The sequence below is a fragment of the Streptomyces gardneri genome (genome assembly GCF_006539185.1).
GTDB classification, from domain to species: Bacteria; Actinomycetota; Actinomycetes; order Streptomycetales; family Streptomycetaceae; genus Streptomyces; species Streptomyces gardneri.
This window is the reverse complement of the sequence record NZ_BJMN01000011.1, coordinates 155,888-179,919: the sequence shown is the minus strand read 5'-3', so window position 1 is coordinate 179,919 and position 24,032 is coordinate 155,888. Positions and strand designations below refer to the sequence as shown.

The 24,032-nt window shown below is 71.3% G+C and carries 24 protein-coding genes and 4 pseudogenes; 11 read left to right on the top strand and 17 right to left on the bottom strand.

Annotated features, from left to right (window positions below; all coding sequences use genetic code 11):
- Positions 1-18: 18 nt before the first annotated feature.
- Both mmuM and SGA01_RS08945 read right to left on the bottom strand, forming a co-directional pair.
- Entirely contained in the window at positions 19-942 is a 924-nt protein-coding gene (gene mmuM / locus SGA01_RS08950) for a homocysteine S-methyltransferase (protein WP_141295026.1), read from the bottom strand.
- Between the two features lie 13 nt (positions 943-955).
- A complete protein-coding gene (locus SGA01_RS08945) occupies positions 956-1,879 on the bottom strand; it encodes an LLM class F420-dependent oxidoreductase (RefSeq protein WP_141295024.1) in 924 nt (307 codons plus the stop codon).
- 249 nt (positions 1,880-2,128) lie between these two features.
- Here SGA01_RS08945 and SGA01_RS08940 point away from each other — a divergent pair, with 249 nt between their 5' ends.
- Positions 2,129-2,545, top strand: coding sequence for a hypothetical protein (locus SGA01_RS08940; protein WP_141295022.1), 417 nt, complete (start codon positions 2,129-2,131; stop codon positions 2,543-2,545).
- 47 nt (positions 2,546-2,592) lie between these two features.
- Here SGA01_RS08940 and SGA01_RS08935 read toward each other — a convergent pair whose 3' ends face one another.
- The 12 genes from SGA01_RS08935 to SGA01_RS08880 form a co-directional block, all read right to left on the bottom strand.
- Complete coding sequence (locus SGA01_RS08935) at positions 2,593-3,081, bottom strand: DUF6099 family protein (protein ID WP_141295020.1); 489 nt, start codon at positions 3,079-3,081, stop codon at positions 2,593-2,595.
- A 126-nt stretch (positions 3,082-3,207) separates the two neighbouring features.
- Positions 3,208-3,612: a nucleotide pyrophosphohydrolase gene (locus SGA01_RS08930; protein WP_141295362.1), complete on the bottom strand. Its 405-nt coding sequence runs from the start codon at positions 3,610-3,612 to the stop codon at positions 3,208-3,210.
- Between the two features lie 53 nt (positions 3,613-3,665).
- Positions 3,666-5,024: an AAA family ATPase gene (locus tag SGA01_RS08925; protein ID WP_141295018.1), complete on the bottom strand. Its 1,359-nt coding sequence runs from the start codon at positions 5,022-5,024 to the stop codon at positions 3,666-3,668.
- 55 nt (positions 5,025-5,079) lie between these two features.
- Entirely contained in the window at positions 5,080-5,511 is a 432-nt protein-coding gene (locus SGA01_RS08920; RefSeq protein WP_141295016.1) for a cell division protein SepF, read from the bottom strand.
- 77 nt (positions 5,512-5,588) lie between these two features.
- Positions 5,589-6,827 (bottom strand): aminotransferase-like domain-containing protein, encoded by a 1,239-nt coding sequence (locus tag SGA01_RS08915; protein ID WP_174867235.1) that lies wholly within the window; start codon positions 6,825-6,827, stop codon positions 5,589-5,591.
- A 120-nt stretch (positions 6,828-6,947) separates the two neighbouring features.
- Entirely contained in the window at positions 6,948-7,643 is a 696-nt protein-coding gene (locus SGA01_RS08910) for a GntR family transcriptional regulator (protein WP_141295014.1), read from the bottom strand.
- Between the two features lie 95 nt (positions 7,644-7,738).
- On the bottom strand, positions 7,739-8,743 hold the full coding sequence (locus tag SGA01_RS08905; protein WP_141295012.1) for a proline racemase family protein: 1,005 nt from the start codon (positions 8,741-8,743) through the stop codon (positions 7,739-7,741).
- Between the two features lie 106 nt (positions 8,744-8,849).
- The gene (locus tag SGA01_RS08900) at positions 8,850-9,764 is read right to left on the bottom strand and encodes a dihydrodipicolinate synthase family protein (protein WP_141295010.1); all 915 of its coding nucleotides are present in this window, start codon (positions 9,762-9,764) and stop codon (positions 8,850-8,852) included.
- A gap of 140 nt (positions 9,765-9,904) precedes the next feature.
- Positions 9,905-10,768, bottom strand: a complete 864-nt coding sequence (locus SGA01_RS08895; protein WP_141295008.1) for a metallophosphoesterase family protein — start codon at positions 10,766-10,768, stop codon at positions 9,905-9,907.
- Between the two features lie 61 nt (positions 10,769-10,829).
- Positions 10,830-11,627: a putative protein N(5)-glutamine methyltransferase gene (locus SGA01_RS08890; RefSeq protein ID WP_141295006.1), complete on the bottom strand. Its 798-nt coding sequence runs from the start codon at positions 11,625-11,627 to the stop codon at positions 10,830-10,832.
- 95 nt (positions 11,628-11,722) lie between these two features.
- The gene (locus SGA01_RS08885; RefSeq protein WP_141295004.1) at positions 11,723-12,388 is read right to left on the bottom strand and encodes a response regulator transcription factor; all 666 of its coding nucleotides are present in this window, start codon (positions 12,386-12,388) and stop codon (positions 11,723-11,725) included.
- A complete protein-coding gene (locus SGA01_RS08880; protein ID WP_141295002.1) occupies positions 12,385-13,338 on the bottom strand; it encodes a sensor histidine kinase in 954 nt (317 codons plus the stop codon). Before SGA01_RS08880 ends, SGA01_RS08885 begins: the two co-directional genes overlap by 4 nt.
- A gap of 281 nt (positions 13,339-13,619) precedes the next feature.
- Here SGA01_RS08880 and SGA01_RS08875 point away from each other — a divergent pair, with 281 nt between their 5' ends.
- The 6 genes from SGA01_RS08875 (at position 13,620) to SGA01_RS08850 (ending at position 18,600) form a co-directional block, all read left to right on the top strand.
- Complete coding sequence (locus tag SGA01_RS08875) at positions 13,620-14,090, top strand: cation:proton antiporter regulatory subunit (protein WP_141295000.1); 471 nt, start codon at positions 13,620-13,622, stop codon at positions 14,088-14,090.
- Between the two features lie 6 nt (positions 14,091-14,096).
- Positions 14,097-15,353 carry a cation:proton antiporter gene (locus SGA01_RS08870; protein ID WP_141294998.1) on the top strand — a complete coding sequence of 419 codons (1,257 nt, stop codon included), beginning with the start codon at positions 14,097-14,099 and terminating at the stop codon, positions 15,351-15,353.
- 197 nt (positions 15,354-15,550) lie between these two features.
- Positions 15,551-16,039, top strand: coding sequence for a DUF1269 domain-containing protein (locus SGA01_RS08865; protein WP_141294996.1), 489 nt, complete (start codon positions 15,551-15,553; stop codon positions 16,037-16,039).
- Positions 16,040-16,253: 214 nt separating this feature from the next.
- Positions 16,254-17,348, top strand: coding sequence for a baeRF3 domain-containing protein (locus tag SGA01_RS08860; protein WP_141294994.1), 1,095 nt, complete (start codon positions 16,254-16,256; stop codon positions 17,346-17,348).
- Between the two features lie 134 nt (positions 17,349-17,482).
- Positions 17,483-18,076, top strand: a complete 594-nt coding sequence (locus tag SGA01_RS08855; RefSeq protein WP_229917981.1) for a hypothetical protein — start codon at positions 17,483-17,485, stop codon at positions 18,074-18,076.
- A gap of 23 nt (positions 18,077-18,099) precedes the next feature.
- On the top strand, positions 18,100-18,600 hold the full coding sequence (locus SGA01_RS08850) for a DUF1269 domain-containing protein (protein WP_141294990.1): 501 nt from the start codon (positions 18,100-18,102) through the stop codon (positions 18,598-18,600).
- 83 nt (positions 18,601-18,683) lie between these two features.
- On the opposite strand, the gene SGA01_RS08845 is transcribed toward SGA01_RS08850, so the two are convergent.
- On the bottom strand, positions 18,684-19,967 hold the full coding sequence (locus SGA01_RS08845; RefSeq protein WP_141294988.1) for an arginine deiminase: 1,284 nt from the start codon (positions 19,965-19,967) through the stop codon (positions 18,684-18,686).
- A gap of 69 nt (positions 19,968-20,036) precedes the next feature.
- Positions 20,037-21,497, bottom strand: coding sequence for a basic amino acid/polyamine antiporter (locus tag SGA01_RS08840; RefSeq protein WP_141294986.1), 1,461 nt, complete (start codon positions 21,495-21,497; stop codon positions 20,037-20,039).
- A 438-nt stretch (positions 21,498-21,935) separates the two neighbouring features.
- Here SGA01_RS08840 and SGA01_RS08835 point away from each other — a divergent pair.
- Both SGA01_RS08835 and SGA01_RS08830 read left to right on the top strand, forming a co-directional pair.
- Positions 21,936-22,178 (top strand): annotated as a pseudogene (locus tag SGA01_RS08835) (DNA-binding protein); the annotation flags it as partial.
- 119 nt (positions 22,179-22,297) lie between these two features.
- Positions 22,298-22,501 (top strand): annotated as a pseudogene (locus SGA01_RS08830) (IS3 family transposase); the annotation flags it as partial.
- A 41-nt stretch (positions 22,502-22,542) separates the two neighbouring features.
- Here the strand turns inward: SGA01_RS08830 and SGA01_RS08825 are convergent.
- Positions 22,543-23,040, bottom strand: coding sequence for a solute carrier family 23 protein (locus tag SGA01_RS08825; RefSeq protein ID WP_141294984.1), 498 nt, complete (start codon positions 23,038-23,040; stop codon positions 22,543-22,545).
- A gap of 355 nt (positions 23,041-23,395) precedes the next feature.
- Between SGA01_RS08825 and SGA01_RS41820 the strand changes: the two are divergent.
- Together SGA01_RS41820 and SGA01_RS41815 are read left to right on the top strand one after the other, a co-directional pair.
- Positions 23,396-23,613 (top strand): annotated as a pseudogene (locus SGA01_RS41820) (hypothetical protein); the annotation flags it as partial.
- Positions 23,610-23,991, top strand: a pseudogene (locus SGA01_RS41815) (DNA-binding protein). The pseudogenes SGA01_RS41820 and SGA01_RS41815, both read left to right, overlap by 4 nt.
- Positions 23,992-24,032: the final 41 nt, after the last annotated feature.

Here is a 24,032-nt window from a genome sequence, read left to right as displayed (position 1 = left end):
GCCCGGGCCGCCCGCCGCCTACTGCGGCGGCCCGCCCGCCCCGGGGGCGAGGGCCCCGGCCAGCGCGGCGACGAGCGACGGACCGACGCGGCAGCAGCCACCGATCAGCCGGGCCCCGGCCTCCGCCCAGGCGGTGGCCCGGGACGGGTCGAAGGTGCCGTCGCCACGCCAGCCCCGGGCCGCGGCGTCCCACCGCTCCCCGCTGTTCGGGTAGACCACGGCCGGTTTCCCGGTCACGGCGGCGGCGAGCTCCACGGCGGACCCCGCCTCCTCCGGGTCGCAGCAGTTGATCCCCACCGCCACGACCTGGTCGTTCCCGGCGGCGACCGCGAAGGCCTCCGCGAGCTCCTGCCCCGCCCTGGTCCGCCCTCCCTCGACCGTGTACGAGAGCCACACGGGCACCCCGCACCCGTCGACCGCCCGCAGCAGCGCCTCCGCCTCGTCCACGTCCGGCACCGTCTCCAGGGCCAGGACATCGGGCCCGGCCGCGGCGAGCGCCTCGGCCCGGGGCCGGTGGAACCGTTCGAGCTCCCGCACGGACAGCCCGTACCGTCCCCGGTACTCGCTCCCGTCCGCGAGCATCGCGCCGTACGGCCCGACGGACGCGGCGACCCAGATCTCCGCCCCGACCCGCTCCGCCGCCTCCCTGGCGAGCTCCACGCTCCGGCCGAGGAGCCGCGCCGTCCCGGCCCGGCTCACCCCCCGCCGGGCGAAGCCCTCGAAGGTGGCCTGGTAGGAGGCGGTGGTGACCACCCGGGCGCCGGCCCGTACGTACGCCGCGTGCGCCGCCTCGATCTGCTCGGGGCCGTCGGCAAGGAGCCGCGCGGACCAGAGCGCGTCCGAGAGGTCGCAGCCCTGCGCCTCCAACTGGTTGGACAGCCCGCCGTCGAGGACGAGCGGCCCCGCCCGCAGGGCCTCGGCGAGCGTACGGACCGGCTTCATCGGCTCGCCCCGCTCATCCCAGCTGCGACTGGACCCGCGCGGAGATCAGCTCCAGGTGGTCCAGGTCGTCGAGGTCGAGGACCTGGAGGTAGACCCGGGAGGAGCCGATGGCCTCGTACCGCCCGATCTTGTCGACGACCTCGGCGGGCGAGCCCGCGAGACCGTTCGCCTTGAGCTCGTCCACGTCCCGCCCGATGGCGGCGGCCCGCCGGGCCACCTCCGCGTCGTCCTTGCCGACGCAGACGACCAGCGCGTTGGAGTACACGAGGGCGTCGGCCGGCCGGCCCACCGCCTCCGCCGCCGCCCGGACCCGGCCGAACTGCCGCTCGCTGTCCTCCAGCGAGGCGAAGGGGATGTTGAACTCGTCCGCGTACCGCGCGGCCAGCCTCGGCGTACGGCTCGCGCCGTGCCCGCCGATCAGCACCGGGATCCTGTCCTGCGCGGGCTTCGGCAGCGCGGGCGAGTCGGCGAGTCGGTAGTACTCCCCCTCGTACGAGAACGTCTTGCCGAGCTCGGTCTCCCACAGGCCGGTGACGATCGCCAGCTGCTCCTCCAGCCGGCCGAACTTCTCCTTCGGGAACGGAATGCCGTAGGCCTTGTGCTCCTCCTCGAACCAGCCTGCGCCCAGGCCCAGTTCGACCCGGCCGCCGGACATCCGGTCGACCTGAGCGACCTGGATGGCCAGGACTCCCGGCAGCCGGAACGTACCGGCGGTCATCAGGGTGCCGAGACGGATCCGCTTCGTCTCCCGGGCCAGACCCGCCAGGGTGATCCAGGCGTCCGTCGGGCCGGGAAGCCCGTCGGACGAGCCCATGCTGAGGTAGTGGTCCGAGCGGAAGAAGGCGTCGAATCCGAGCTCCTCGGTGGCCCGGGCCACCGCGAGGAGGGTGTCGTAGTCGGCCCCTTGCTGGGGTTCGGTGAAGATGCGGAGATCCATGCCTCCATCCTGCACCGTCGGGTGCGTGTCAACCTCTCCGTCAGCTCGCGGGCGGCTCCGGCCCGGTCGGGTGAATATCCGGCCCCGTGGCGGGCCCCGTCCGACCTGGCCAGTGACCGTGGCCGGGGACCCGTCGTTGGCTCGGGCGGAGCCGGACCGCCCGGCCCGCGTGCCGGCGGCCGCTGCCGGTGCGTCGCTCTCTCTCGTGTCCCCGCCGACGGCGGCGGGGTCCGGGCCGAGGAGGCCGCCATGTCCCAGGAAGCCGCGCCGGAGCGGGCCGTGCCCGAGAAGTCCGCGCCGCCGTCCGTGCCCGAGCAGAAGGACGCCGGCGCCCCCAAGGGCCTGCTCCAGCAGATGGAGGAGCTGATGGCGGCACTCTCCGCCGACCTCTCCCAGCTCGACGCCGACATCCAGTCCACGGCCGACCGCCTGGACCCGGAGCCCCCACACCCCGGCGCCGAACGCGACCACTCCGAGCACGACCACTCCGAGCACGACGGCTCCGAGCGCGAGGGCTCCGATCCCCTCGGGACCGACCGCCGCGGCACCGAGGGCCAGGGACCCGAGAACCACGGCTCCCAGCACGACGACACCGAGCACCGCGAGAACACCGGCCACGGGCCCGACCACCGCCCGACCACCGGCGGCCCGCGGCCCCTCTTCTAGAACCACCGCGACCGCCGCACCGCCCCCGGCCGATCGCCGTCCGCCGCTCACACCTGACCCGGCCCGGGGCCCGCCCGGCCTCGGGCCGGGTCGGGCGGGCGGGCCCGCTCCCGGTCGTCGCGCACCGCGAGCCGCCGGAGCATCCCGCCCACCCTGTCGTTCGACTCGTCGACCGCGTCGATGGCCTCGATGCACTGCCAGTAGAGCCCCTCCTCGTCGGTGGCGCAGGCCACCCCGACGAGCGCGATCCCCACCTCCCCGAGCAGCGCCCCGAGCGCCGTCAGCGCCGCGACCGGATCGCCGACCTCGGTCAACTGCGCCGCACGCGGCCCACCGGCCCCCCACGCCGGGTACTCCCCGATCTCGCTCAACCCCCGTGCCTCGCCGCGCAGTTCCATCGGCCCGCAGAGCGCGAGATGACTTCCTATCGCCTGGGCGAGCGCCTGCGCCTGCCAGGCCTCCGCCACGATGTCCTGTGCTGTCCCGCTCCCCGCCAACGCGTGCCGCCCGGCCGCGATGAGCCGCTCTGCTTCCATCAACGCCGCCCCCGTTCGTACGACTTACCGCCCACTCATTCCACTACCCAGAGTGAGGCCGACTGAGCCCCAACACCAGGGGAATTCGGAAATCTGTGGACAGTAGGCTCGATGGGGAAAAGTCGATCACTCCGAAGAGTGACGATCTCCCGTCTCGACCCCGTCGGCACCCCCGCCGACACCCCCTCCGTCCCGCCGCCGGACGGGGAATCGGACCTCGTTCCTGTCGATCTTCGCCGCGAGCGCCACCAGGGGATCGACCCCGAGCACCTCGCAGAACTGCAGCAGATAGGCGAGCACGTCGGCCACCTCGTCCGCGACGCGGTGCGCCGACTCGGGTTCGTCCATCACCCGTTCCGCCTGCTCAGGGGTCAACCACTGGAAGATCTCCAGGAGTTCGGACGCCTCCACGCTGAGCGCCGCCGCCAGGTTCTTGGGGGTGTGGAACGGCTGCCAGTCACGGGCGGCCGCGAACTCGGCCAGCCTGCGCTGAAGCGCCGCCACGTCATGACCCGCCTCGCCCTTGCCCATCGTCTCGCCGTCCACCGTCTCGTACTCCGTCTCCGTCGCCGTGTCCGTCTCCGTCACACGCCCAGGTCTACCACCGTCACCCCGGACGTCCGCCGTGCCTCCCCCACCCCCCGCTCCCCCACCGTCCCAGCGACCCGGATGTGCCCGTCGGCGACGATGGACACGGCGAGGCGCAGCAGTTCGCGCAGCTGGCGCCCATCGAGCCCCCGGTCCAGGCCGTCGGTGAGGAGCGTCAGGCTCTGCATGGCGTCCGGCACCTCGGCGATCCGGTCCATCGCCAGCACACCGGGGCCCGTGAGCAGCGTGAGCGCCAGGGCCAGGTAGCGCAGTTCGCCGTCGGCGAGACGGCCGAGCGGGGTCGCGGAGCGACCGCCCCTTTCGAGGACGGCGCGGACGGTGCCGTCGGGGAGGTCCCGCACGCCGAGCCCCGTGACGGGTCCCACGCAGCCGGCACCCGCCATGGCCGCGAGCCGGTGGTGTCTGCGCGGGCAGTCCGTGTGGGTGCGGTGCAGGACCTCTGCGAGGTTGGCGCAGTCGCGCCGCAACCGCCCTTCGCCGGGGAGGACGGGGGCCCGCATCCCTGAGGGCCGGGGGTCGCAGGGGAAGACGGACCGCAGCCCGATGACCAGTTGCTCGGCGGCGGCCAGGACCTCCAGCTGTCCGGGGGTCTTGCCCGCGACGCGCAGCGGCAGCAGGGCCGTACCGAGCAGGTCGTCGGGGAGGGGTGCCCGGGTGACGGGGGTGGCGCCGGCCGTGTGCCACTCGGCCTGGACGGTGCTGCGGCTCGGGTCGCGCAGGGCTGTGGCGAGGAGGGTGCGGCCCCGGCCGGTGAGCCGTTCGCCGACGATGCGGAGCCGGGGCTCGGCCTGGACGGCGAGGTCGAGGTGGACCGGGCCGGCCGGCCCGTCGACCGTGCATCCGATCCGGAATCCGCGGCGGCCCTGGGCGTCGGGCCGGGCGCGTTCGGGGACGCAGTCGGCGGCGTCGGGGAAGACCTCGTCGAGGGAGTCGCCCGCGCCGAGCCGGGCCAGTGCCTCGTACGCCCGGAGCATGGTGGACTTGCCGCTTCCGCTGGGCCCGGCGAAGAGGGTGACCGGCCCGAGCGCGTGGACGGCGCCGCGGTGGCCGGCGAACGCGGACAGCCGCAGCTCGGTGACGACCGGCCGGGCACACCCCGGCCCGCCCTCGCCCCGGCCCCCGCGACCGCCGGAGGGCCTGACGCCGGAGGGCCGGACTCCGGAAGGATGGACTCCGGAGGGATGGACTCCAGAGCTACGGGCTTCTGAGGTACGGACTTCGGAAGGGTGAACTCCGGAGGGGCGGGGTTCGGAGGAGCGGTCCTGGGTGGGGATGGCGTCGGAGGGGGACGCGTGTGGCGTGCGGGCGAGCGTGCTGCCGCCGGTGAGGTCCATGCCCGGACCGTACGCAGCCCGCTCCGTGACGAACCGTTACGTCCAGATGACCTTCCTACGAACGGGGGACGCCCGCGGACCGGCCGCCCACGACCTCCTCCCCGTCGCCGCCCTCCGCGCCCTCGACCTCCGTACCGGCGGGGGCGAGAAGGAAAACGTTCCGGTCGACGCGGTGCATCCCGCTGCCGAGGCCGAAGACGACCCCGCTGCTGAAGTCGAGGATGCGCTTGGCGACATCGGCGTCGGCGCTCGTCAGATCCAGGAGCACCGGGATCTGGGCGATGAGGTACTCGGCGACCTCACGGGCGTCGGCGAACACCTGGACCCGCAGCACGATCATGCGGCGCTGCTCGACGGACTCGTACTGCTCGGGGATCGTGCGGTGGTCGACCCTGGACGGCCATTCGTCACGGCCGCGCAGGGGCAGGACCTGGGCGAGGCCCTCCCACTGTTCGTCGGTGACGTCGTAGCTCTCGTACCTACTCATGCGCACATCCTCCCGCTCCTCACCCGTTCGGCCCAACAACGACACGAGGTCATGGCCTCCCGGGAAGCGGGCGGTGCTCAGGCGAAGGTCTTCGCCAGCCTGCGCAGCCCTTCCCTGATCTCCTCGGCCGAGTGCGTGGTGAACGACAGCCGCACCGCGCCCGGGTCCGGCTCTCCCGAGAAGAACGGCGCCCCCGGCACGTACGCCACCTCGTGGCCGACGGCGGTCTTGAGGAGCGCCGTCGCGTCGTGGCCGTCGGGGAGGTTGACCCAGATGAACATGCCGCCCTCCGGCCGGTTCCAGCGACTCCCCTCGGGCAGTGCGGCCGGCAGGCCTTCGAGCATGGCGTCCCTGCGCTCCTGGTACGCGGCCCGCATCCCCGCGACGTGCGCGTCGAGGTCGCTGTCGCGCAGATAGCGCGCGGCCGCGGCCTGGTCGATGGAGGAGGTGTGCAGGTCGGCGGCCTGCTTCGCGATCACGCACGCGCGGCGCAGCCCGGCGGGGGCGCGCAGGAAGCCGAGCCGGAGCCCGGGGGCCATCACCTTGGAGAAGGAGCCGAGCAGGACGGTCCGGTCGGCGGCCGTGGGGTCGGCGGCGATGGCGGGAACGCGGTCGCCGTCGTAGCGGAGTTCGCCGTACGGGTCGTCCTCGACGATCCAGAATCCGTGCCGCGCGGCGGCTTCGGCGACGGCGGCGCGGCGCTCGGCGGGGAGCGTGCGGCCCGTCGGGTTCTGGAAGGTGGGGATGATGTAGAGGAGGGTGGCCTTCTCGCGCGCCGCGATCTCCTCCAGTGCGGCGGGGATGATGCCCTGGTCGTCGGTGGGTACGGGGACGACTCGGGCGCCGGCGAAGGCGAAGGTCTGGAGGGCCGCGAGGTAGCAGGGGTCCTCGACGAGGACCACGCCACCGGGTTCGACGAGGGCCGTCGTGAGGAGGGTGAGGGCCTGCTGGGAGCCGGTGGTGATCAGCAGGTCGTCGGGGTCGGTGGGCAGGTCGCGGTCCGTGAGCCGGGCCGCGACGGCGGTGCGCAGCTCCGGGTCGCCCTCGGTGGTCGAGTACTGGAGGGCCTGTCGCGGGATTTCGGCCAGGACGCGGTCGTACGCCGCTCGGATCCCCACGACGTCGAACAGCTCGGGGGCGGGCAGCCCGCCGGCGAAGGAGATCACCTCGGGGCGCGCGGTGAGCGCCAGGATGTCCCGTACCGGCGACGACGCCACGCCGGCCAGCCGCGAGGCGGTGGCAGGGGCGGGTACGGCAGGGCCGGGAGTGCGGGACGTGGTGGCGGCGTTCGCGGGCGTCGAAGCGGCGGAATGCATGGCGTCAGCATATAGATCGCCCAGTCGGTGTCCAGACTTTCCGTAATCCCGCTGGGCAAAGCCGAGTTGGTGCTCTCCCGTAGGTCGTTCACCGGGCGGGAGAGCGCCGTGCCACCTGCACTAGACGGCCGTCGCCCGCCCGGCCGGTTCGTCGTGGGCGTCGGCCCAGAGGGAGCGCACATGACCGAGGTGGCGGCGCATGCAGTCCTCGGCGCCCCGGGCGTCGCCGGCCAGCATCAGGTCGAGGAGTTCGAGGTGTTCCTCGGCGGAGGAGACGAGCTTGCCCGCCTCGTCCAGGCCGGTGAGGCCGTAGAGGCGGGAGCGCTTGCGCAGGTCCCCGACCGTCTCGACCAGGCGATCGTTTCCGGACAGGGCGAGCAGGGCGAGATGGAAGCGGCGGTCGGCCTCCAGATAGCCGATGAGGTCGTGCTCCCTGGCGCGGGAGACGATCTCCTCGGCGACCGGCCGGAGTTCCTCCAGCTCTTCCCTGGTGGCCTTCCGCGTGACGCGGCCGATGGTGGGGACCTCGATCAGCGTCCGCAGTTCGGTGAACTGGTCGAGGTCACGCTCGCTGACCTCGGTGATGCGGAAGCCCTTGTTGCGTACGGGCTCGACCAGACCCTCGCGGGCCAGGTCGAGCATCGCCTCGCGGACCGGGGTCGCGGAGACGCCGAGGTCGGCGGCGAGCCCGGGGGCCGAGTACACCTGACCGGGGCGGAGTTCGCCCGCTATCAGGGCGGCCCGGAGGGCGTGCCCGACCTGGTCGCGAAGGCGCTCCTGCGCCCTCACGAGGCCGTACTGTTTCAGGTCACCCATCGTGCGCCCTCCGAGAAGTCACGGAGGAGCATCGTACAATGTCACGTTTCTCTGCCGACCCGCACGGGTGAGGTCACTCAGGGGCGCAGGGGAGGTCAGAGGAGGAACCCGGCGGGGAAGGGGTCGTCCGGGTCGAGGAAGTACTGCGCGGTGCCGGTGATCCAGGCCCGGCCGGTGACCGTGGGCACGACCGCGGGCATCCCTCCCACCTCGGTCTCGCCGACGAGTCGGCCGGTGAACTCCGTACCGATGAAGGACTCGTTGACGAAGTCGGTGTCGAGCGGGAGTTCACCGCGGGCGTGCAGCTGGGCCATGCGGGCGCTGGTCCCGGTGCCGCAGGGGGAACGGTCGAACCAGCCCGGGTGGATGGCCATCGCGTGCCGCGAGCGGGTCGCGTCCGAGCCGGGCGCGGCCAGATAGACGTGCTTCACTCCGGCGAAGGCCGGGTCCAGGGGGTGGACGGGCCGGTCGGGGCCGGCGTTGATCGAGTCCATGACGGCGAGTCCCGCGGCGAGGAGGTCGTCCTTGCGGTCGCGGTCGAACGGCAGGCCCAGGGAGTCGAGTTCGACGAAGGCGTAGAAGTTGCCGCCGTAGGCGAGGTCGTAGGTGACGGTGCCGAGCCCGGGCACCTCCGTCTTGAGGTCGAGCCCGACGGAGAACGCGGGCACGTTGGTGAGCGTGACCGCCTTCGCGACGCCGTCCTCGACCTGGACGTCGACGCTGACGAGCCCGGCCGGGGTGTCGAGGCGGACGGTGGTGACCGGCTCGACGACCGGCACCATCCCGGTCTCGACGAGCACGGTCGCGACGCCGATGGTGCCGTGACCGCACATCGGCAGCAGCCCGGACACCTCGATGTACAGCACGCCGTAGTCCGCGTCCGGCCGGGTGGGCGGCTGGAGGATCGCCCCGCTCATCGCGGCGTGCCCGCGCGGCTCGAACATCAGGAGCGTACGGAGATGGTCGAGGTGCTCGATGAAGTGCAGCCGGCGCTCGGCCATCGTGGCGCCGGGAATGACCCCGACACCGCCGGTGATCACGCGCGTGGGCATGCCCTCGGTGTGCGAGTCGACGGCATGGAAGACATGGCGCGTACGCATGGGGTCCCTTTCGGACGTACGGACGGAAGGACGGAAGGACGGAGGTCGGTTCCCGGCGGGGTGGGGCGAGGCGGAGATGGGGTGAGACGCAATTGCGTTCAAGCGCTCACGCATGCCCCTCGGCGAGGGCCTTCCCGGTGGCGGCGCGCACGACGGCGTCCTGCCCGGGCGTCAGCGGCGGACGGGGCGGCCGGGTGGCGCCTCCGTGCCGTCCGGCGAGGTCCATGGAGAGCTTGATCGCCTGGACGAACTCGACCTTGGAGTCCCAGCGCAGGAGCGGGTGGAGCGACTTGTAGAGCGGGAGCGCGGTGCCGAGATCGCCGGCGACGGCGGCCCGGTAGAGCGTGGCGCAGCTGCGGGGCAGGGCGTTCGGGTAGCCGGCGATCCAGCCGACCGCACCGGCGAGCGCCAGCTCCAGGAGGACGTCGTCGGCGCCGATCAGGAGGTCGAGATCCGGGGCGAGTTCGGCGATCTCGTACGCCCTGCGGACGTCGCCGCTGAACTCCTTGACGGCGACGATGCTGCCGTCGCCGTGCAGGCGCGCCAGCAGGTCGGGGGTGAGGTCGACCTTGGTGTCGAGCGGGTTGTTGTAGGCGACGACGGGCAGGCCGACGGCGGCGACCTCGGCGTAGTGGGCGCGTACGGCCCGCTCGTCGGCGCGGTAGGCGTTCGGCGGCAGGAGCAGGACGGACCCGGCCCCGGCCTCGGCGGCCTGCTCGGCCCAGCGGCGGGACTCGGCGCTGCCGTACGCGGAGACGCCGGGCATGACGCGTGCCCCGTCACCCGCGGCCTCGACGGCGGTACGGACGACCTGGCCGCGCTCCTCGTCGGTCAGGGTCTGGTACTCACCGAGGGAGCCGTTCGGGACGACCCCGTCACACCCGTTGGCGATCAGCCAGGCCACGTGCTCCGCGTACGCGTCGAGGTCGACGGACCGGTCGTCGCGCAGGGGCAGGGTGGTGGCGACCATGATGCCGTGCCAGGGGTGGGCACGGTGCGCCGGGGCATGCTCGTGGGCCATGAAGGAACTCCCTTATATGGTGTGTGACATTTTACCGATCTGCGGTAACGCCACAAGGGGTGACTTCCGTGGCCGGGCGGGCTCTCCGCCCTAGGGGGTGCGGCCGGACGGGCGCGCCCCCCAGAGGGAGGCGCACTCGTTCACGGGACGAGGACCGGGCGCGGCACGTTCCTGGGGTGGCCGGGGCGCTTCCACTCCCTCGGATAGCCGACCGACACCTCCTCGAAGCGCACGCCGTCGTGCCACGTGGTCCGGGGGATGTGGAGGTGGCCGTAGACGGCCACGGCGGTGTTGAACCGGCGGTGCCAGTCCGCCGTGAGCTCCGTCCCGCACCACTGGGCGAACTCCGGGTAGCGCAGGACCCTGGTCGGTTCGCGGAGCAGGGGCCAGTGGTTGACCAGCACGAGCGGGACATCGGGGTCGCACTCCGCGAGTCGCCGCTCGGTGAGGGCCACCCGGGCCGCGCACCAGTCCTCGCGACCGGCGTACGGGTCGGGGTGCAGGAAGAACTCGTCGGTGCACACCACCCCCGCCTCGTAGGCCTGCTCCAGCGACTGCGCCTTGTTCGCGGCGGTCGGCGTGCGGAAGGTGTAGTCGTACAGGAGGAAGAGGGGCGCGATACGGACCGGGCCGCCGTCGCCCTCCCACAGGGGGTACGGGTCCTCGGGGGTGAGCACGCCCAGACCGCGGCAGACGTCGACCAGGTATTCGTACCGCTCGACGCCCCGCAGCTGGACGGGGTCCTCCTTCGGCGTCCACAGCTCGTGGTTGCCCGGGCTCCAGATCACCTGGGCGAACCGCTCGCTGAGCGTCCGCAGCGCCCAGGTGATCTGCTCGGACAGCTCCCCCACGTCACCGGCCACGATCAGCCAGTCGCCGTCCGACGTAGGGCGGAGCTCTTCGACGATCCGCCTGTTCTCCTCATGGGAGACGTGCAGGTCGCTGATGGCGAGGAGCTGCGGCCGGCGATCGGAGGAGTTGCCGCTCTCCACGGGTAACTTCACGGATGACCTCGTTCTCTCGGACGGGTTCCTTGCGGACGACGTCCTGTCGGACGGCGCCCTCTCAGACGGCGTCGGGGCGGCTCGCGATGATCACGGTGGCGTCCAGCTCGTCGTCGGTGGCCACCCGTGCGACGAGCCCGGCGGCGGAGACCGCGGCCACGGCCTCGTCGGCCTGGCGCTCGCTCGTCTCGAACAGCAGGACGCCGCCCGGGGCCAGCCACTCGCCGGCCTCGGCGACGACGCGCCGCAGGATCTCCAGACCGTCCACTCCCCCGTCGAGCGCCACGCGCGCCTCGTGGTCGCGGGCCTCGGCCGGCAGCAGCTCGATCTCCACTGTGGGCACGTACGGGACGTTGGACAGCAGGACGTCGACGCGGCCCTTCAGGCCGACGGGCAGCGGCGCGAAGAGGTCGCCCTCGTAGACCTCGCCGCCGGCCGGAGTCACATTGCGCCGGGCGCAGCGGACGGCGGCCGGGTCGACGTCCGCGGCGTGCAGCTCGGCCTCGTCCAGGGCCGCGACGAGCGCGACACCCAGCGCACCGGAGCCGCAGCACAGGTCGACGACGACCGCACGCGCCGGAGCGAGCTCAGCCGCCTGCTGGACGAGCGCCTCCGTACGCCGCCGGGGCACAAAGACCTCGGCGTCGACCTGGATCCGCAGGCCACGGAATTCCGCGTAACCGACGACGTGCTCCAGCGGCAGCCCGACGACACGACGCTCGACCATCCTCTCGAGCTCCGCGGCGTCAACAGCCGCGGCCATGATCATCTCTGCCTCGTCCTCGGCGAAGACACACCCCGCGGTCCGGAGCCGGGTGACGATGGCGGATGCGGAGTGGTCGAGCGAGGGGATCGACATGTAGACCTTTCGGGCACAGCAACAGCAACAGAGATCACGACGGACGTCCACATTATCCGACGACCCATCTCGCCCTTCGCTCGCGCCAGTTGCGGTCAGGGCTCGATGAGGCCGACGCGGATGGCGTAGCGGGTGAGTTCGAGCCGGTCGCGCAGGCCGAGCTTCTGCAGCAGGTTGGCCCGGTGACGCTCCACCGTCTTGGGGCTGATGACGAGCAGGTCGCCGATCTCCTTGGAGCTGTGCCCTTCGGCGACGAGTTTGAGGATCTCCTCCTCGCGCTCGGTGATGGGCCGGTCAGGGAGCGGGCCGCCGGAGCGGGCTCTGTCGAGGTAGGTGCGGACGAGGGTGGTCTCCGCACCGGGGTAGATGAAGGGTTCGTCGCGCAGCGCGGCGCGGCAGGCCTCGACGAGGTCGCGGTCGGCGACGGACTTGAGCACGTAGCCGGAGGCTCCGGCGCGCAGGGCCTCGAAGAAGTACTGCTCGTTGTCGTACATGGTCAGCATCAGGATCCGCAGGCCCGGCCGGATGCGGGCGAGTTCGCGGGCGGCCTGGAGGCCGGTCCGACGGGGCATGGAGATGTCGAGGACGGCGAGGTCGATGTCGAGGCTGCGGGCCTGGGCGACGGCCTCCGCTCCGTCGGCGGCCTCGGCGACCACGGTCAGGTCCGGTTCGGAGTCGAGGATGAGCCGTACACCGCGGCGTACGAGGGTGTGGTCGTCGGCGAGCAGGATGCGGGCCGGCCTCGCGGCGGGCCGGGTCATCGCGTGGCCTTCGTCGTGTCGGTGATGTCGAGTCGGACCTGGGTGCCGCCGTGCGGGCCGGCGCCGACGAGGAGTTCGGCGCCGATCAGCAGCGCGCGCTCGCGCATCCCGCGGATACCGGCGCCCTCGGGCGCTTCCCCGAGGCCGTGTCCGTCGTCACGGACGAGCAGTCCCGTACCGCCGCCGGGCAGGGACCGCAGGTGCACCTCGACGCGCGTGGCGCCGGAGTGGCGGGCGGCGTTCGTCAGGCTTTCCTGGGCGACGCGGTAGAGGACCAGCTCGGTGGCCGGGTCGAGGTGGGGCAGGCCGGGGGTGATGTGGGCGGTGACGCCCAGTCGCGGGGTGGTGAACTCGGCGGCCAGGGAGCGCAGGGCGCTGTGCAGTCCGAGTTCCTCCAGTACGCCCGGGCGCAGTCGGCGGGCGATACGGCGGATCTCGTCGAGGCTGGCGCGGGTGGTCTCCTGGGCCTGGTGCAGGTCGGTGCGGAGCGGTTCGGGGGCGCGGTCGGCGGCGTGCTTGAGCTGGAGGAGGACGGCGGTGAGGGTCTGGCCGATCTCGTCGTGGAGCTCCTGGGCGATGCGTCGGCGTTCGGCCTCCAGGGCGGTGAGCACCCGGCCGCTGCTGGTGGCGCGCTCGGCTTCGAGGCGGTCGAGCATGGCGTTGAAGGTCTGGGTGAGAGCGGCGACCTCGCCGTCTCCGGTGACGGCCGGGCGGGCTCCGGGTTTGAGGAGGTCGGCGGTGGCCATGGCCCGGTTCAGCCGGGCGAGCGGGGCCAGGCCGACCCTGAGGAGCACCGCGTTGACGACCAGCATCGCGACCAGTCCGCCGAGCAGGACGAGCGCCTCGCCGAACAGGACCGGGGTGGAGACCGTGACCGGGCCGAGGAGCAGGGCGACGGCGAGTGCCAGGACGCCGGTGTTCAGGAGGAAGATCCGCCAGTACAACGACACGACCACATGCACCTGACCTTCGGATCGACCAGCGGACCGACCAGCGGTCTGACCTGCGCTCTGACTTGCGCTCTGACCTGCGACGGAGCCCACTTCTCCACCCCCATCCTCACGCCGGCGGAAGGCCGCTGTCCATCCGTGCCGACACCCATATTTCGGACACGTGGAAAGTGGCACGATGAGCCCGCCGGGCGGCGCCTCCTGCCTGTGTTCGAACGTTCGCCGCGCCGGCATCTCGTACGGAACAAACCCAAGGGGGGACGGCTGTGCCGGCTTCACGGATGAGCACCACACCACTGCCGGGCATCGGGGTGCAGTACGACCTCACCACCCGCGAGCGCCGCCATCTGTCCGTGGTCGCGCACCGCGACGGAACACGGACGGTGAACGTCTACCGGGCCGACGACCCGGACGCCTGCGCCCAGTCGCTGCACCTGACCGGAGCGGAGACGACCTCGCTGATCGACGCGCTGATGCCCGCGCACCACAGCCCGAGCCTGCTGCACACCACCGACCTCGGTCTTGTGGCCGAGCGGATCGAGCTGTCCGCGCACTCGTACTGGAACGGCCGGGTGCTGGGTGAGACCCGGATGCGTACGGAGACCGGCGTCTCGATCGTGGCGGTACTGCGCCGGGCCGAGGCCCGGCCCTCCCCCACGCCCGGTTTCCGCCTGGCGGGCGGGGACACCCTCATCGTCATCGGCACCCGCGAGGGTGTCGACGCCGCCGCGGCGATACTCGGACGGGAGTGATCGCCTGTGCATTCCGCTGTCTTCCTGATCGAGTTCGGTGCGATCATTCTCGGCCTGGGCCTGCTGGGCAGGCTCGCCGGCCGCTTCAAGTTCTCCCCGATACCCCTCTACCTGCTGGCCGGTCTCGCGTTCGGTACGGGCGGGCTGCTGCCGATGGGCGCGAGCGAGGAGTTCGTGGCGATCGGCGCCGAGATCGGCGTCATCCTTCTGCTGCTGATGCTGGGCCTGGAGTACACGGCCACCGATCTGGTCTCCAACCTCAAGACGCAGTACCCGGCCGGTCTCGTCGACTTCGGCCTGAACGCCGTACCCGGGGCGGTCGCCGCCCTGCTCATGGGCTGGGGCCCGGTCGCCGCCGTCGTCCTGGCCGGAGTCACCTGGATCTCCTCCTCCGGGGTGATCGCCAAGGTGATGGGCGACCTGGGGCGGGTCGGTAACCGCGAGACCCCGGTCATCCTCAGCATCCTGGTCCTCGAAGACCTCGCGATGGCCGTCTACCTGCCGATCGTCACCGCCCTTCTCGCCGGCGTCGGCTTCGCCGCCGGCAGCGCGACCCTGGCCATCGCCCTCGGCGTCGCCGGAGCGGTCCTCTTCGTCGCCGTACGCTACGGGCGCCTCATCTCCCGCTTCGTCTCCAGCGACGACCCCGAGAAACTCCTCCTCGTGGTCCTCGGGCTGACGCTGCTCGTCGCGGGCATCGCCCAGCAGCTCCAGGTCTCCGCGGCCGTCGGCGCGTTCCTCGTGGGCATCGCCCTGTCCGGCGAGGTGGCGGAGGGCACGCACACACTGCTCAGCCCGCTGCGCGACCTGTTCGCCGCCGTGTTCTTCGTCTTCTTCGGCCTGCACACCGACCCCGCCAGCATCCCGCCGGTCCTGCTGCCGGCTCTCGCTCTCGCGCTGGTCACGGCGGGTACGAAGATCGCGACGGGGTACTGGGCGGCGAAGCGCGCCGGGGTCGGGGTCAAGGGGCGCTGGCGGGCCGGCGGCACGCTCGTGGCCCGCGGCGAGTTCTCCATCGTCATCGCCGGCCTCGCCGTCACCGCCGGCATCGAACCCGACCTGGGCCCGCTCGCCACCGCGTACGTGCTGATCCTCGTGGTGATCGGACCGCTCACCGCCCGCTACACCGAACCCCTGGCCGGCTGGATCACCGGCCGCCGCACCCCCTCGGGCCCGCTCCCGGCAGCGGTGCCTCCGCCTCCGGCGCCCCCGGAGGACCTCAAGGACCAGGCCCAGGACCAGGATCCGGTGGGCCGCGCGTAAGCGAGGGAACCCGGGCGCCCTGTCCCTCTGATGGACCACACGAGCCTGGGCGGGCGAGGGTCCGGCGTGCGCGAGGTCCCCGTCGGATCGAGTCGCGCCCTCCCGCATATCGGGTCAAGCTCGTCTATGTGTGCCCTTTGGGGCGGAATCGCCCAGTAGCGGACCGTCGGGAGGGCGCCGGACCGAGGAGGCTGAAGTTGGGCGAGCTCATCGTCATCGGCTACGACGACACCGACGTGGCGGACAGGGCGTTCGAGACGGTACGGGAACTCCAACGGGACTACGTCGTGCACCTCAACGGTCTCGCGGTCGTCGAGGTCGACGAGGACGGACGGACCCACGTCGACTCGGACAGCCGAGTCGTGGGCACCTCCACGACCACCGGAGCCGTGTGGGGCGCGATCTTCGGCCTGCTGTTCCTCGTCCCCGGGGTCGGTCTCCTGACCGGCGCCGCGATCGGCGGCCTCGTGGGCAGGCTGAGCAGGTTCGGCATCGACGACCGGTTCCGTCAGCAGGTGGGGAATCTGCTGAAGCCCGGATCCGCCGCGGTGGTGATCATGGCTTCCAAGGTCACCGACGACAAGTTCACGACGGCGATGCAGCAGCACGGCGGCACCGTCCTCAAGACCTCGCTCAGCGACGAGGACGAGAAGGAACTCGCCGAACAGCTCGCCGGCCCGCGCTAGCGCGGCACGGCCGCACCGGCCCCGCGCCCCCGCATCGAGCCCGCACCCCCGGCCCGCATCGGCCCCGTACGAGCTCCCACGGGCGTACCCCGACCCCGTCCCGCACTCGGCCGACCGGCCACTCGGCCCACTCGCCCCTCCCTCCACTCCCCACCCGCCACTCGCCCCCCTCGCCCCTCGCCCCACCCGCCCTCACCCCCCAGGAAGGCATCCGATGGAACCCCTGCTCACCTCGGACCAGCTCGCCGAACTGCGCCGTCCCCGGCCCTATCCCGCCCTCTCCGTGCTGATGCCGACCCACCGACGCGAGCCGGAGAAGGCACAGGACGCCGTGCGTCTGCGCAACCTCGTGGCCCAGGCGGAGAAGGCGCTGGAGAACGACCCGGACGTGCCGCGCGAGCGGCGCGGGGAGATCGTCGACCGGCTGAGGCGAGCCGTCGCCGAGCTCGATCCGACCCACGCGCAGGACGGCCTGGTGATCTTCGTGGCCCAGGGCGAGCACCACGTGTGGTCGGTGGCTCGTGCCGTACCCGAACGCGTGGTCCTCTCCGATACCTTCCTCACCCGCAACCTCGTGGCGGCGCAGGCCGCCGAGCAGCCGTACTGGGCACTCGCGGTGGCCGCCGACCGGATCTCTCTGTGGGACGGCAGCCCCGAGCAGGCCGCCGAGTACTCCGGGGACGGATTCCCGCTCGAGCGGAGCCTTGAGGACCCGGACGCGGAGCGCAAGCAACGCATCGGGGACCTGCCCAGCACGTTCCAGGACGAGGCCACCCGCCGGTTCCTGCGCGAGGGTCACGACAAGCTGCGTGCCGTCCTCGCCCGCACGCCCCGCCCGCTGTACGTGCTCGGCTCTGCCGCCGCGCTCTCGCTCCTGGAGGAGCTCGGCCCACTGGGCCCGGGCGCCGTCTCGATCCAGCACGGAGGGCTCGCCGACGGCCCGGCCGGTGCTGTCGCCGAGGCCGTGGAGCCGGTGCGCACGGCGCGCGAGGCGGCCTCGACGGCCACGATCGCCGCCGAGCTGGAAGCGGCACGCGGCCGGCGGGAGTTCGCGGGCGGACTCGACGAGGTGTGGCAGGCCGTGCAGGAGGGGCGGGTGCGGCTGCTGGCCGTCGAGGAGCACTACCGGACCGTCGTAAGGGAGGAGGGGGGCCACCTGGAACCCGCGGACGCCGGCCAGCCCGGGGCGCGGGACGACATGGTCGACGAGATCGTCGAGCAGGCCTTGGAGAGGGGGGCCGAGATCCGCTTCGTACCCGACGACGCGCTGGCCGGACAAGGGCACATCGCCGGTGTACTGCGGTACTGACCGGCTCTTGAAAGGTCCGGTCACGAGACGGCCGGCCTGGGCACGACTGCCCGTCCCCTGACACCTCCTACCGAGAAGACGCGACTGTGAATCCCTCACCCGATCGGCTCGGCCGTCCGGTCCGTTCCCGCGCCGTGACCGCGGCCGCGGCCGTCGTCCTCGTCGCCTTCGGCGCGACGGCCGTCGTCGCCTGCGACGGCGGCGGCGACGATACGAGCGGACCGACCTTCAGCGAACGCCCGAGCCCGCCCATCACCGAATCCTTCAGCGGAGCGCCACCCTCCGCACTCGCCTCCTCGGCTTCCGAGGCGATCGAATCCGCCCGTGCGTCCGCCTCGACGGCCGCCGCGTCCGCCTCCGCCAGAGAGGCGTCACGCAAGGCGTCGATCGGAGCCGAGATCGAGCGCTCGCGCCGCGTGGCCGAGGAGGAGTTGCAGGACGTACAGGGCCGCGGGAATGCCCTGTCCGAGGTGGCTGTGACCGGCAAACCCCGAACGGGTACCGGCGGCGTCACGACCGCCATCGTCAACATCACCAACAAGACGCAGGACACCGCCTCGTACGCCGTCCAGGTCGACTTCGTCGACGCGGCGGGCACGGTCGTCGAAACCCAGTTCGTCGGCGAGGAGGATCTCGCCCCCGGCGAGCGCAGACAACCCCTGGTCATCAGCCGGCAGCCGCCCGAGCCCGTCCTCACGGCGAGGTTGACCAAGGCCCAGCGGTACTGACAGCCCCTCACAAGGAGATCCGCATGTCCGAACTCATCGTCCTCGGCTACGAGGACCGCGCCGTCGCCGACAAGGCGTTCGCCGAGGTACAGCGGCTGACCAAGGATCACGTGGTCGAACTGTCCGGCCTCGCCGTCGTGTCGGTCGACGAGGACGGCAAGACCCATGTGGACACACCGGCCAGAACCGAGGAGATCGCCATGTCGGCGACCGCCGGCGCCCTGTGGGGCATGGTCTTCGGCATCCTCATCCTCACCCCGGGGATCGGCGTCGTGGGTGCGGCCGCCGGAGGCCTGATCGGCAAGCTCCAGCAGATGGGGGTCGACAACAAGTTCCGCAAGAACGTCCAGGAACTGCTCCGGCCCGGCACGTCCGCCGTCGTGATCATGGCCAAGAAGGTCACGGAGGACCGGTTCGCCGCCGCGATGGGGCCCTTCGGCGGCGAGGTGCTCAAGACCTCGCTCTCCGAAGAGAGCGAGCGGGAGCTCGCGGAGCAGCTGGCGGGCCCCGAAGCCGCTGCCTGAACCGACGAAGCGGCCGGGTCCCGTCCACCGGGACCCGGCCGCTTCGTGCGTGTCGGAGCACGACCTCCGAACACAAGCGAACGTCAGAACACCACCGGGTCGCGGACCAGGGGGCAGGTCATGCAGTGGCCGCCGCCGCGGCCGCGCCCCAGCTCGGCGCCGACGATGGTGATGACCTCGACGCCCGCCTTGCGCAACAGCGTGTTCGTCTGGGTGTTGCGGTCGTACGTGAAGACGACGCCGGGCTCCAGGGCGACGGCGTTGTTGCCGCTGTCCCACTGCTGCCGCTCCGAGGCGTAGACGTCACCGCCCGTCCCGATCACCCGTAGCTGGGGCAGGCCGAGGGACTTGGCCACCACGTCCACGAACGCGGCGCTGCCCTCGTCGGTGATCTCGACGCCCGGCGCCTTGTCGGAAGGGCGCAGGGAGAAGGTGTGCACCGCGTCCATGATCTTCGGGTAGAGGGTGACGATGTCGCGGTCCGCGAAGGTGAAGACGGTGTCGAGGTGCATGGCGGAGCGGAGCTTCGGCATGCCGGCGACGACGACGTGCTCGGCCGCGCCGCTGTCGAAGAGGGCCCGGGCGACCTGGGTGATGGCCTGGCGGGAGGTGCGCTCGCTCATGCCCATGAGGACGACGCCGTTGCCGACGGGCATGATGTCGCCGCCCTCGAACGTGGCCTGGCCCCAGCCCTGTTCGGGGTCGCCCCACCACACGGTCGCGCTCCTGTAGTCCGGGTGGAAGGCGTAGACCGCCTTCATCAGGAGGGTCTCGCCGTGCCGGGCGGGCCAGTACAGCGGGTTGAGCGTGACTCCCCCGTACAGCCAGCAGGTGGTGTCGCGGGTGTAGAGGGTGTTGGGCAGCGGGGGCATCAGGTACTCCCGTGCGCCGACGCCCTCCCTGGCGAGCGACACGTATCCGGAGCGGAAGTCCTCCGGCAGGTCGGCGGTGGACAGACCGCCGATGAGGAACTCGGCGAGCTCGCGCGGGGCGAGGGATTCGAGGTAGGCGCGGGTGTCGTCGACCAGTCCGAGCCCGACCTCGTTGGGAACGATCTTCCGGTCGAGGAGCCAGTCCCTCGCCTCGGGGACGGCCATGGTCTCCGCCAGGAGCTGGTGCAGTTCGACGACCTCGACGCCGCGCTGGGTGAGCTTGTTGACGAAGTCGGCATGGTCGCGCTGGGCGTTCTCCACCCACATGACGTCGTCGAAGAGCAGATCGTCGGAGTTGGTCGGGGTGAGCCGGCGGTGGGCGAGTCCCGGGGAGCAGACGAGCACCTTGCGCAGCCGTCCGACCTCGGAGTGAACGCCGAGGGGCACGGCACCATCACCGGTACTGGTACCGGTACCGGTCTCGGGGAGAGTCATGAGCAGCCTTTCCGGTGAAGCGGCGGGTACGAGAGGCTCGACGTGCGGGACGGGCGAGGGCCCACCGGGTCACAGTTCGATCCAGCCGACGGCCAGGGCGACGATGCCGACGACGGCCCCCACGACGGAGACGGCGCAGATGAGGGCCTCCTTCGGGGAGAACAGGCGCCGGTTCTGTTCCCGGCGGGCCTTGACGAACAGGAAGGTGGCCGGGGCGTAGATGATGAAGGAGACGAGGACGAACTTGAGCCCGGCCGCGAAGAGGAGGAACGCCGTGTAGAGGGTCGCGAGGATGCCGACGACGAGTTCCCGCCGGGTGCTCCGCCCCTGGACTCTCTCCTGTCGGGGCCGCAGGGCGATCTTCGCGGCGAAGGCCGCGGCCAGCAGGAACGGGATCAGGCTCAGGGAGCTGGTCAGGTCGAGGGCGAAGCTGAACGCGTCGTCGGAGAAGGCCGTGACGACCAGGACGACCTGACTGAGAGCCGTCGTCATGAGCAGAGCCGGGACGGGTACGTCGTCCCCGCTCGACCGGCCGAGGAAGCGGGGCATGTCCTCGTCCTTGGCGGCGACGAACAGGACCTCCGCCGCCATGAGGGACCAGGCCAGGTAGGCGCCGAGGACGGAGACGATGAGGCCGACGCTCACGAAGACACTGCCCCAGGTGCCGACCGCCGCCTCCAGGACGCCGGCCATGGAGGGCTGGCGAAGCTCGGCGATCTCGCTCATGGGCAGGATTCCGTACGACACGATGGTGACCGAGGCGAAGATCGCGAAGACGCTGAGGAATCCGAGCAGGGTCGCCCGCCCCACGTCCTCCCGACGCTTGGCGTGCCGGGAGTAGACGCTGGCTCCCTCCACTCCGAGGAAGACGAACACGGTGGCCAGCATCGTGCCGCGGACCTGGTTGAAGAGAGAGCCGGCGTAGTCCGCGCCGCCGAAGTTGTCGGCGAACACGGACGGCTTGAAGCAGAAGAGCGCCAGGATGACGAAGACGATGATGGGGACGAGTTTGGCGACGGTCACGATCCTGTTGATCGCCGTCGCCTCCTTCACGCCCCGGCGGATGAGGAGGAAGAAGCCCCACAGTCCGGCGGACGACAGGATGATGGCGAGTGCCGTGTCCCCGTCACCGAGGGCGGGTGCGATCGCGCCGATCGTCGACATGATGAGCACCCAGTACGTCACGTTGCCGACGCACGCGCTCGCCCAGTACCCGAAGGCGGAGAAGAAGCCCAGGTACTCCCCGAAGCCCGCCTTGGCGTACGCGTAGACGCCCGCGTCCAGGTCGGGCCGGCGCACGGCGAGGGTCTGGAAGACGAAGGCGAGCATCAGCATGCCCAGACCCGCCACCGACCAGGCGATCAGCGCCCCCGCGACACCGGTCTCCTGCGCGAAACGCCGCGGGAGCGAGAACACGCCAGCACCCACCATGGAGCCGACGACCATCGCGGTGAGCGTCAGCAGAGTGAGTTTCGCGGTCGGCGCCGTCGGCCCCGCTCCGGTGTCGCCATGGGTGTCGGCTTGGGCCATGTCGTTCCTCGTCGAAGCGCTCGGACGCCGCGGCACCGACATCGGCCCGCCTCATGATGCCCGAACTTATTCGCTAAGGAACGATTTGTCCTGCGGTAGCCCGATTTGCCGACCGGCCGCGCCTCCGGGCCACACCGGAAGACACGGCCGAGGACCCCGGGTCAGGCGTCCTTCTTCACCGGCTCCAGGATCGCCACGCACTCCACGTGGTGCGTCATCACGAAACACATCAAAGCGAAAACACGTCAAAGAAAGCCGCAGGCCAGGAGCTCATCCGAGGCAAATCGGACTCGAGATCAATGTGCATTACAGGCGCTACGGGCACTAGGTGCGCCCCCGTGACGCACACCCGCGCCCCTCACGGAGGAACCAGGACCCGCCGCCGATAGGGATCTCGCCGTCTCACCGGCGGCCCTACCTCCAAACCCGCGGCCGCCGGTGAGCGGCGCCCTCGCCCTAGAGGGCCTGGCCAGGGCCGTCCGGCGCGATCGCGAAGTCCACGAGTGGCTCACCACCGCCTGCGACGCCGACCTTCCGGTGATCACCTCTGCCGCGGCGCTCGTCGAGGTGATTCGCCCCAGGATCAATGGCGCCGCCCTGAAATGAGCGCTGTCCCGGCTACGGGTCGAGCCGGTCATCCAGACCCTCGCCCAATCAGCTGCCATTCTGCTGCGCACGTCGAGGCGCAGGTCGAGCACGTCAAGGCGGCCGTTCTCATCGGCTCCCTCACGGCCGCCTTCCTTGCCGCCCTCCAGCGGCTACGCGTACGCGGCTGATGGTGGTACGTGCCCCTCGGCATCGCGATCTGGGAGTCCTTCTTCAGCCTGCTGCAGAAGAACGTCCTCGACCGCCGAAGCTGGGACACCCGAGAGGAACTGCGGATCGCGATCGTGACCTGGATCGAGCGGACCTACCACCGGCGCCGCCGACAAGCCGCACTCGGCCGAATGACCCCCGTCGAATTCGAGACCGTCATGACCACGCCAGCCCTCCAGGCCGCGTGACTCAACCTGTCACCCGAACCTGCATCAGACCCTTCTCTGAACTATGGGGCGAGGCTGGCTTCGGTGGCCGACAGGTGGGTGGTGGAGGGCTGGTGGTGCGCTACCGGGTCTTGGCCCGGGGAGGGTTGGCCTTTGCGGGGTGTGTGATTGAAGAGGAGGTTTAGGGCGAAGGCACAGGCAGCGGTGCTGGTGATCGCGCTACCGAGGATGATCTGAAGGCTGTCGGGCAGCCGGTGGTAGATGGTGGGGGCGGTGACGGGGACCATGCCGGCGGCGAGGGAGACGGCGAGAATCAGCAGGTTGTGGGTGCCGTTGAAGTCGACCTTCTTCAGGATGCGGATGCCGACGGCGGTGATCATCGCGAACATCACCAGTGCGGCGGCGCCGACGACTGGATCAGGCAGTGAGGCCACGATGGTGCCGAGTCCGGGCAGGCAGCCGAGGACGATCAGGACTGCGCCGGTGACGGCGGTGATCCAGCGGCTGCGGATGCGGGCCATCTCGATGAGGCCGACGTTCTCGGCGTAGACGGTGTACAAGGGTGCCCACCGCGTACAGCTGGGGCTCCATCCGACGGCCGCCAATCACGCATGACGACCCATCAGAAACTGCGCCGTCCGTGCGTCAAACGTGCGTCACGTGCGTCGAATATGCGTCAAGATATCGCACCTAGCGCACGTAACGCCCATAACGCACACTCGGAGAAACGGCAGGTCAGCGGCCCTTAACGGCAGGCTCAAGGATCGCGACGCACTCGACATGATGGGTCATCGCAAACATGTAAGCCAAAACAGGTCAAATAAAACCGCAGGTCAGAGACGCGTGCTACGCAAAACGGACGCAAGATCAATGTGCATTACGTGCACGATGGGTTCTATGTGCGATGCCTGACCAACCGCCGGCACCCTCCAGGCGATCCGCGAGCGGGTCGGCAAGCGTGGCGTGTCCGCTTACCTGGAGAAGGCCGCGTAGCGGCAGATCGAGCGGGACAACCTGGACGAGCTGATCGCCGACTTCGACAAGACCCACGTCCCGCCGCCCCGGAAGCCGTCGCCGCCAAGCGAGCCAAACTCACCGGCGGCACCTCCTCCGACGCCGGGGCGGCTGCGTGAGCGGCGCCCTCATCCTGGACAGCGAGGGCCTGGCCAAGGCCATCCGACGCGATCGTGAGGTCCATGAGTGGCTCACCGCCGCCCGCGACACCGATCTTCCCGTGATCACTTCGGCGGCCTCGCTCGTCGAGGTGATCCACCCCCGGATCAACGACGCCGCCCTGAAGTGGACGCTGTCCCGGCTGCGGATCGAGCCCGTCACCCAGGCCCTCGCCCAATCCGCCGCCGGCCTGCTGCGTGCGACCGGCCTGCACGGCCACAAGTACGCCATGCTCTGCGCCACCGCCCTCACGCCGCATCACCATCCTGACCTCCGACGTCGAGGACGTCACCAGGCTCACCGCGGACTACCCTCGCGTGACCGCCGAAAAGGCCTGATCCGCACCGGGCGCTTCCGTCGACTCCACCATTTCCTGGTC

What these genes read in the sequence shown, in the direction of transcription:
- mmuM (WP_141295026.1), bottom strand. Translation starts at nt 942, where the DNA reads ATGAAGCCGGTCCGTACGCTCGCCGAGGCCCTGCGGGCGGGGCCGCTC.
- SGA01_RS08945 (WP_141295024.1), bottom strand. Translation starts at nt 1,879, where the DNA reads ATGGATCTCCGCATCTTCACCGAACCCCAGCAAGGGGCCGACTACGAC.
- SGA01_RS08940 (WP_141295022.1), top strand. Translation starts at nt 2,129, where the DNA reads ATGTCCCAGGAAGCCGCGCCGGAGCGGGCCGTGCCCGAGAAGTCCGCG.
- SGA01_RS08935 (WP_141295020.1), bottom strand. Translation starts at nt 3,081, where the DNA reads ATGGAAGCAGAGCGGCTCATCGCGGCCGGGCGGCACGCGTTGGCGGGG.
- SGA01_RS08930 (WP_141295362.1), bottom strand. Translation starts at nt 3,612, where the DNA reads ATGGGCAAGGGCGAGGCGGGTCATGACGTGGCGGCGCTTCAGCGCAGG.
- SGA01_RS08925 (WP_141295018.1), bottom strand. Translation starts at nt 5,024, where the DNA reads ATGGACCTCACCGGCGGCAGCACGCTCGCCCGCACGCCACACGCGTCC.
- SGA01_RS08920 (WP_141295016.1), bottom strand. Translation starts at nt 5,511, where the DNA reads ATGAGTAGGTACGAGAGCTACGACGTCACCGACGAACAGTGGGAGGGC.
- SGA01_RS08915 (WP_174867235.1), bottom strand. Translation starts at nt 6,827, where the DNA reads ATGCATTCCGCCGCTTCGACGCCCGCGAACGCCGCCACCACGTCCCGC.
- SGA01_RS08910 (WP_141295014.1), bottom strand. Translation starts at nt 7,643, where the DNA reads ATGGGTGACCTGAAACAGTACGGCCTCGTGAGGGCGCAGGAGCGCCTT.
- SGA01_RS08905 (WP_141295012.1), bottom strand. Translation starts at nt 8,743, where the DNA reads ATGCGTACGCGCCATGTCTTCCATGCCGTCGACTCGCACACCGAGGGC.
- SGA01_RS08900 (WP_141295010.1), bottom strand. Translation starts at nt 9,764, where the DNA reads ATGGCCCACGAGCATGCCCCGGCGCACCGTGCCCACCCCTGGCACGGC.
- SGA01_RS08890 (WP_141295006.1), bottom strand. Translation starts at nt 11,627, where the DNA reads ATGTCGATCCCCTCGCTCGACCACTCCGCATCCGCCATCGTCACCCGG.
- SGA01_RS08885 (WP_141295004.1), bottom strand. Translation starts at nt 12,388, where the DNA reads ATGACCCGGCCCGCCGCGAGGCCGGCCCGCATCCTGCTCGCCGACGAC.
- SGA01_RS08875 (WP_141295000.1), top strand. Translation starts at nt 13,620, where the DNA reads ATGAGCACCACACCACTGCCGGGCATCGGGGTGCAGTACGACCTCACC.
- SGA01_RS08860 (WP_141294994.1), top strand. Translation starts at nt 16,254, where the DNA reads ATGGAACCCCTGCTCACCTCGGACCAGCTCGCCGAACTGCGCCGTCCC.
- SGA01_RS08850 (WP_141294990.1), top strand. Translation starts at nt 18,100, where the DNA reads ATGTCCGAACTCATCGTCCTCGGCTACGAGGACCGCGCCGTCGCCGAC.
- SGA01_RS08845 (WP_141294988.1), bottom strand. Translation starts at nt 19,967, where the DNA reads ATGACTCTCCCCGAGACCGGTACCGGTACCAGTACCGGTGATGGTGCC.
- SGA01_RS08840 (WP_141294986.1), bottom strand. Translation starts at nt 21,497, where the DNA reads ATGGCCCAAGCCGACACCCATGGCGACACCGGAGCGGGGCCGACGGCG.